Genomic DNA, 5,633 nt, shown 5'->3' on the forward strand with positions numbered 1-5,633 from the left:
CCAAGGACGAGCTGTTCGTGGCGGCCAAGGAACTGCAGGCACCGTACCAGCTGGTCGCCGAGATCGCCGAGACCGGCAAGCTTCCCGTCGTGCTGTTCGTGGCCGGTGGTGTCGCGACCCCTGCAGACGCAGCCATGATGATGCAGCTCGGCGCCGACGGCGTGTTCGTCGGATCGGGGATCTTCAAGTCGGGCAACCCTGCGGAGCGGGCGAAGGCGATCGTCAAGGCGACGACCTTCTTCGATGACCCGAAGGTCATCGCCGAGGTCTCGCGTGGATTGGGTGAGGCCATGGTGGGCATCAACGTCAGCGACCTTCCCGCGCCGCACCGTCTCGCCGAGCGTGGCTGGTAACACCAGGGTCGGCGTGCTCGCGCTGCAGGGCGACGTGCGCGAGCACGCCGCCCTGCTCTCGAGTCTCGGTGCCGACGTGGCGTTGGTGCGACGCCCCGACGACCTCGCATCGGTCGACGGGCTCGTCATCCCGGGCGGCGAGTCGAGCGTGATCGACAAGCTGTCGCGCGTCTTCGGGATGCAGCAGCCCATCCGCGAGGCCATCGCGGCAGGCATGCCGGTCATCGGCACGTGCGCGGGACTGATCATGCTCGCCGACGAGATCGTCGACGCCATCGAGGGACAGGAGTCGTTCGGAGGGCTGGATGTCGTCGTGCGCCGGAACGCCTTCGGCCGTCAGGTCGAATCCTTCGAAGCGCGACTCGACGTTCCCGCACTCGGCGCGGATCCGGTGTCCGCCGCGTTCATCCGCGGACCGGTTGTCGAGTCGGTCGGTCCGAGGGCCGACGTGCTGGCATCCCTGCCCGATGGACGCGTGGTCGCCGTGGAGCAGGGCGACCTGCTCGGTCTGAGCTTCCACCCGGAGATCACGGGAGAGACGAGGTTCCACGAGCGCTTTCTCGCTCGCGCAGACGCACGTCGCCGCGCTGCGGCGCGATAGGTCGTCGGCTCAGATCAGGCCCGAGAGCCACCGCAGAGCCGGCATCGCCTGCGCGCGCTGGAACTCCCGCAGGCCGGGGAGCTGCGGGATATCGGGTTGCGCCTGCTGGAACCAGAGGAACGATGCGAAGGCGGAGATCACGGCGAGCAGCTCAGCTTGAGGTGGTGCGCCGTGCTCTTCGAACACAGCCCACGCCTCCTCGCAGGCGGGGCCTCCGGATGCCTCGATGCTGGGGAGCAGACAGGGGAGGTCGATCCACGCGGCGCCCCTGCGCGCGTGCGGCCAGTCCAGCAGGTGTGCCCGTCCAGCGCTGATCAGGATGTTGTCTGCGCGCACATCGTCGTGCACGATGACGTCGCCGTGTACCGCGCTGCGGAAGCTCTCCTCGAGGCGCAGCAACGCCGGCATCCGCGCGGGGAGGCCGTGGGGGAGCGCCTCGCGCATCCCCCGATCCGCAGCGATCTCCGTCCACCTGGTGAAACCGGGGATCATGACAGCCTCTGCTCGAGGCATATCCGAAGGCGCAGGGGTGGTCGACAGCACGCGCAGGGCCTTGGCTACGGCGTGCAGGTCCGCCGTCGTCCACGGCTGGCCGGGGTGGCGGCCGTCGATCGCCTCGATTACGAGCGCCGTACCCGTCGGGTCGTCGATGGCTCCGAGGAGTCGTGGGGCGATGGCGGTCGGCAGATGCGAGAGCGTGCGCATCTCCTCGCGGAGGAAGTGCAGCGAGTCCGCGTGCCAATCCGCACCGCAGGCCTTGACGAATGCGCGCCCCGTCGTGGTCGTGACGACGCCCGCGTAGGAGGCGCTGAAGCCGCCATGGGCTGGCGCCTCCTGCACGAGATCACCCCCGATCGCGGAGATGATCCGAGATCGAAGTGGCATCGGGAGCGTATGCCAGTCGGGCCGGAGCCGATCTGCTCCCGTCGTCATCGTGCTGTCTTCTCGACGCCGGGTCCGTCGCGTTCGACTCCGCGCCGATGGGAGAGCATCCACTCATAGAGTTCGGAGTTCTCGTACGTCTCGGTCCATGAGTCGTGACCGACGCCCGCGTACCGGGTGAAACGCACGTCAGCGTCGAGGGCCTGCAGCTCGTCGACGATCTGCTCTGTCGCGGCGATCGGCACGACGTCGTCCGCGTCGCCGTGGAACGCCCAGGAGGGGATCGCGCGGATCGGAGCGGCGCTCTGCATCCACAGGCCACCGCAGATCGGTGCGATGGCCGCGAATCGATCGGGGTAGCGCACCGCGAGCGACCAGGTGCCGAAACCGCCCATGCTGAGTCCTGTCACCGAAACGCGCTCCTCGTCGACCCTGTGTGTGGAGCTCACCTCATCGATCAGTGCGGCCAGCGTCGAGAGCTCGGCGACCCATTGACTCGCCGCGGCGCACTGGGGTGTGACGAGGATGAAGGGGAACTCCTGCCCGTCGTCCGCCAGTCTGGGCGGACCGTGGACGGCGGCGAGATCGAGGTCGGAACCCCGTTCGCCTGCACCGTGCAGGAAGAGCACGAGCGGCCAGAGCCGGTGCGGATCATCGTCGTAGCCATCAGGGAGGTGGAGCAGGTACCGCAGGGTGTCGGCGGGCGCCGGTGCGCCGTCAGGAACCTCTGCCGAGCGGAGGGCGGGAGAGATGTGTCGTGATCTGCGCATGCTCCCATCCTGCGCCACCCGAGGCGTTCGTTAGAATGGACGATGCGCTGAGCGCGAGCTCATGCGGATACGACGAGCGGAGACTTATGTCCGGGCATTCCAAGTGGGCGACCACGAAGCACAAGAAGGCCATCATCGACTCCAGGCGCGCGAAGTCCTGGGCCAAGCTCATCAAGAACATCGAGGTCGCCGCCAAGCTCGGCGGACCGGACCTGGCGGGCAACCCCACCCTCTTCGACGCGGTGCAGAAGGCCAAGAAGACCTCGGTCCCCAAGGACAACATCGACCGCGCGGTGAAGCGCGGTGCCGGTATCGGCGGCGAGGCCGTCGAGTACCTCTCGATCATGTACGAGGGATACGGCCCCAACGGCGTCGCGCTCATGATCGAGTGTCTGACCGACAACAAGAACCGGGCGGCCGCTGAGGTTCGCACGGCTCTCAGCCGCAACGGCGGCACGCTCGCAGACCCCGGCAGCGTGGCCTACAACTTCAGCCGCAAGGGCGTCATCGTCGTCGGTTCCGAGGGCACCACCGAGGATGACGTGATGATGGCTGCGCTCGAGGCCGGTGCGGAGGAGATCGAACCGCACGCCGAGGGCTTCGAGGTGATCACGGAGGCGACCGACCTGGTGGCTGTGCGCAGCGCGCTCCAGGAGGCCGGCATCGACTACGAGTCCGCCGACGTCGAGTTCGTCCCGAACCTCAAGGTCGAGATCGACGCCGACACCGCGCGCAAGATCTTCCGCCTGATCGATGCCCTGGAAGACAGTGAAGACGTGCAGAACGTGTTCACAAACTTCGATCTGAGTCCCGAGGTCCAGGCGGAGCTGGAGAACGACGACGCCTAGGCGCGCCGGGCGACCGGTGTCGGATCGGCGGCCTAGCCTGGGGGAGTGACCTCCTCTCTGCGCGTGCTCGGCATCGACCCCGGTCTCACCCGCTGCGGTGTGGGGGTCGTGGATGTCGACGGATCGCGCCGCGGAACGCTCGTGCACGTCGGGGTGATCCGTTCCTCGCCGGAAGCGGAGATCGGGGAGCGTCTCTCGATCGTGGCCGCCGGGATCCGCGCCGTGATCGCCGAGCATCGACCTGATGCCGTCGCCGTCGAGCGGGTCTTCGCGCAGCAGAACACGCACTCGGTGATGGGCACCGCACAGGCCAGCGGCGTCGCGTTGCTGATCGCCTCCGAGTCGGGGCTCCCCGCCGCCACGCACACACCCAGTGAGGTCAAGGCCGCCGTCACCGGATATGGTGCTGCCGACAAACGGCAGGTGCAGACGATGATCGCCCGCATCCTGCGCCTCGACGCACTGCCGCAACCGGCCGATGCCGCCGACGCACTGGCCATCGCCCTCTGCCACGCCTGGCGACGCGGGGGAGCAGCGGCGACCGCCCCCGGGGCTCTGACTCCCGCTCAGCGTGCCTGGGCCGAGGCCGAGAAGCGTGTCGGTCGAACATACCTACGAGCGACGCCGTAGGCTGAGGGGATGATCTCCTCTCTGCACGGCGTCGTCCTGCATGCGGCATCCGATCAGGTCGTCATCGATGTGGGCGGGGTCGGATTCGCGGTCGCGGTGCCCGCCGATGTCGCGCACACCGCGACGGTGGGAGAGAAGCTGCTGCTGCACACCAGCCTCATCGTCCGTGAGGACTCGCTGTCGCTGTTCGGCTTCGCCGACCGCGGTGAGCTCGAGATCTTCGGACTGCTGATCAGCGTGACCGGCGTCGGTCCGAAGTCGGCACTCGGCGTGCTCTCGCACCTCACGAGCGATCAGATCGCCGAGGCCGTCACCGCGGAGGATGACGCCCCCTTCCGACGCGTTTCCGGCATCGGCCCCAAGACGGCGAAGCTCATCGTGCTGCAGCTCGCCGGCAAGGTGCAGGCGTTCGCGGCTCCGGCGAAGCCCGCCGCGGGCGGCGGCGCCGATGTCGTCACGCAGGTGGCCGCGGCACTCGTGGGGCTCGGCTGGTCGGAGAAGGTCGCCGCAGACGCCGCCGCCCAGACGGCAGCGGATGCCACAGAGGCGGAGAGCGCGTCCGTCGCCTCTCTGCTTCGTCGTACGCTCGCCCTGCTCGGCCCGGCGCAGGGAGGCCAGGCGCGTGTCTGATCCCCTCGACGCCAGCGAGCCCTCCGACGAGACCGAACTCGCCATCGAAGGCGCCCTGCGGCCGACGAGCCTCGGAGAGTTCGTGGGCCAGCAGAAGGTGCGCGGTCAGCTGCAGCTGCTCCTCGAGGCCGCCCGCATCCAGAGTCGTCCCGCCGATCACATCCTCTTGGCGGGACCTCCCGGCCTGGGGAAGACGACGCTCGCGATGATCGTCGCACACGAGAGCGAACGTCCGCTCCGGCTGTCCAGCGGCCCGGCGATCCAGCACGCCGGTGATCTCGCGGCCCTGCTCTCGAGCCTGGTCCCCGGTGAAGTGCTCTTCATCGACGAGATCCACCGCATGGCGCGCTCCGCCGAGGAGATGCTCTATCTCGCGATGGAGGACTACCGCATCGACATCATGGTGGGAAAGGGCGCGGGAGCGACGAGCATCCCGCTCGAGCTCTCGCCGTTCACCCTGGTCGGCGCGACGACTCGCTCCGGGCTGCTGCCCAACCCGCTCCGCGACCGCTTCGGGTTCACCGGTCACCTCGAGTTCTACGAGGTGGGCGAGCTGGAGCAGGTGATCGCACGATCCGCGGCCGTGCTCGGCGTCGACCTCCCGACCGACTCGCTCGCCGAGATCGCCCGACGGTCCCGCGGCACCCCGCGCATCGCGAATCGCCTCCTTCGCCGGGTGCGCGATTATGCGCTGGTGCACACGGGGGGAGTTGCGACCATCCGCGAGGTCCGTGCGGCCCTGGATCTGTACGACGTCGATCCGATCGGTCTCGACCGCCTGGACCGTGCCGTGCTCGAAGCGCTCGTCCGACGGTTCCGCGGTGGCCCGGTCGGCCTCAGCACGCTCGCTGTCGCCGTCGGTGAGGAAGCCGAGACCGTGGAGAGCGTGGTCGAGCCGTACCTCGTGCGCATCGGGTTC

At 68.7% G+C, this 5,633-nt stretch carries 7 protein-coding genes and 1 pseudogene; 6 read left to right on the top strand and 2 right to left on the bottom strand.

The annotated features are described in order from the left end of the window. Both DSP71_RS23805 and pdxT read left to right on the top strand, forming a co-directional pair. Positions 1 to 353: pseudogene (locus tag DSP71_RS23805) on the top strand (pyridoxal 5'-phosphate synthase lyase subunit PdxS); the annotation flags it as partial. Then, entirely contained in the window at positions 343 to 954 is a 612-nt protein-coding gene (gene pdxT, locus DSP71_RS12905; RefSeq protein ID WP_258546432.1) for a pyridoxal 5'-phosphate synthase glutaminase subunit PdxT, read from the top strand. The pseudogene DSP71_RS23805 and the gene pdxT, both read left to right, overlap by 11 nt. Positions 955 to 963: 9 nt before the next feature. Here pdxT and DSP71_RS12910 read toward each other — a convergent pair whose 3' ends face one another. Together DSP71_RS12910 and DSP71_RS12915 are read right to left on the bottom strand one after the other, a co-directional pair. Beyond that, a complete protein-coding gene (locus tag DSP71_RS12910; protein WP_257022008.1) occupies positions 964 to 1,839 on the bottom strand; it encodes an aminoglycoside phosphotransferase family protein in 876 nt (291 codons plus the stop codon). A 44-nt stretch (positions 1,840 to 1,883) separates the two neighbouring features. After that, on the bottom strand, positions 1,884 to 2,606 hold the full coding sequence (locus DSP71_RS12915) for a dienelactone hydrolase family protein (protein WP_113681282.1): 723 nt from the start codon (positions 2,604 to 2,606) through the stop codon (positions 1,884 to 1,886). Between the two features lie 86 nt (positions 2,607 to 2,692). Between DSP71_RS12915 and DSP71_RS12920 the strand changes: the two genes are divergently transcribed. From DSP71_RS12920 to ruvB, 4 genes are all read left to right on the top strand, one after another. After that, a complete protein-coding gene (locus DSP71_RS12920) occupies positions 2,693 to 3,454 on the top strand; it encodes a YebC/PmpR family DNA-binding transcriptional regulator (RefSeq protein WP_046747163.1) in 762 nt (253 codons plus the stop codon). A 45-nt stretch (positions 3,455 to 3,499) separates the two neighbouring features. Beyond that, a complete protein-coding gene (ruvC, locus tag DSP71_RS12925) occupies positions 3,500 to 4,084 on the top strand; it encodes a crossover junction endodeoxyribonuclease RuvC (RefSeq protein ID WP_046747162.1) in 585 nt (194 codons plus the stop codon). A gap of 9 nt (positions 4,085 to 4,093) precedes the next feature. Next, positions 4,094 to 4,714 (top strand): Holliday junction branch migration protein RuvA, encoded by a 621-nt coding sequence (ruvA, locus tag DSP71_RS12930; RefSeq protein ID WP_046747161.1) that lies wholly within the window; start codon positions 4,094 to 4,096, stop codon positions 4,712 to 4,714. Next, the coding region (gene ruvB, locus DSP71_RS12935) for a Holliday junction branch migration DNA helicase RuvB (RefSeq protein ID WP_258546433.1) at positions 4,707 to 5,633 on the top strand (927 nt) is incomplete at its 3' end. The genes ruvA and ruvB, both read left to right, overlap by 8 nt.

Source organism: Microbacterium sp. H6, from assembly GCF_003314775.1.
GTDB classification, from domain to species: Bacteria; Actinomycetota; Actinomycetes; order Actinomycetales; family Microbacteriaceae; genus Microbacterium; species Microbacterium oxydans.

Coding starts and splice junctions, on each gene's coding strand:
- DSP71_RS12910 (WP_257022008.1), bottom strand. CDS start 1,839: ATGCCACTTCGATCTCGGATCATCTCCGCGATCGGGGGTGATCTCGTG.
- DSP71_RS12915 (WP_113681282.1), bottom strand. CDS start 2,606: ATGCGCAGATCACGACACATCTCTCCCGCCCTCCGCTCGGCAGAGGTT.
- DSP71_RS12920 (WP_046747163.1), top strand. CDS start 2,693: ATGTCCGGGCATTCCAAGTGGGCGACCACGAAGCACAAGAAGGCCATC.
- ruvA (WP_046747161.1), top strand. CDS start 4,094: ATGATCTCCTCTCTGCACGGCGTCGTCCTGCATGCGGCATCCGATCAG.